Source organism: Candidatus Hydrogenedentota bacterium (assembly GCA_035450225.1).
In the GTDB taxonomy this organism is placed as follows: Bacteria; Hydrogenedentota; Hydrogenedentia; order Hydrogenedentales; family SLHB01; genus DSVR01.
This window is the reverse complement of record DAOTMJ010000119.1, coordinates 1-1,110: the sequence shown is the minus strand read 5'-3', so window position 1 is coordinate 1,110 and position 1,110 is coordinate 1. Positions and strand designations below refer to the sequence as shown.

The following is a 1,110-nucleotide window of genomic DNA, read 5'->3' as shown; positions in this document are numbered from 1 at the left end:
AAAAAAGCGGACGGCACAACGGTGGCGGAGGCGCGCGCCCAGCGTCGCACCGTCGGTCTTTTGTCGGAGCTGCGCCGCTTGTTGCGGCCGGAACAAAGGCAAGCGAAGTGTAATAGTTAGACTTGACGGTTTGTTCAGCAATTATGATACTTTGCGCCGGAATCTATTGGCCCAGGGTCTCGCATGAGCGTCGGCCAAAAGATCTGCACCGCAGCCGGTGAAACAGCACGGACACGGCAAATCTTTGGGCCAAGATCGACGCCTGCTGAGACATGCCGGAGGGTTGGACCAATGAAGAAGCGTTTGAATTGTCTGTGGCAAGGAGTCGTCGCCGTCGGCATGGCGGCAGGGTGGATCGGCATCGCTCGAGCCGATGTACTCACCGACGATTTTTCCGGGGCCGCGATAGACGGTAACAAGTGGTTTTTGCCGAGCTATCAATCCGGCCAGGGCCAGTTGGTCCAAACCGCGGGCCAATTGGAGTTTCGAGGAGATGTTTCCCCTGTCTACGGTCGCGCGGGGGCCGGTGTAGTATCCAGGGCGCTGGGGCTGACCTCCGCGAGCTGGTCCGCAGAGGTCAAGATTCGGCTCGACGGTGGCACGGATCCATTCCCGTTTCCGGGAATGAGCAGCAACGATTTCGTTTCCGCCAATTTCATTGTGGAACCGGGAAATCTCGGCACTGGCATTTATGACGAGCACGCCTTTGAAGCGAATCTAGCCTACGTGGACAGATCCATCTTCGGCGGTTCAGGATTCGGCCATGCCCTGCGTCAGAGCGGGCGAATCAATGACGTTGAGAACGACGTCATCGCGTCGTTGAGCTCTTCCGGCCCGGTAATGCTGGGTTTCCGCATCGAATACAACGAAACGACGCGTCGGCTCAAATTCCTCTACGACACCGGTTCGGGTTTTGTCCAGTTCGGGAACGAATTGGACACCACTGCATGGAACATGGTCGCCGGCGATTATTTCTTCATCAACGTGGGCGGCGTCGCGCAAACTTTGACGGGAAACCCGCCGACGACGACGTATTCGGTCGGCGCCGGCCAACTCTATTTCGACGACTTCAATGCATCCGGCGCCGGAATCACGATCATCCCGGAGCCG

1 protein-coding gene is annotated in these 1,110 nt (G+C 58.0%); it reads left to right on the top strand.

Annotated elements, in window-relative coordinates:
- Nucleotides 1-183 precede the first annotated feature (183 nt).
- A partial coding sequence (locus tag P5540_20000; GenBank protein ID HRT67098.1) for a hypothetical protein occupies nucleotides 184-1,110 on the top strand: 927 nt, incomplete at its 3' end.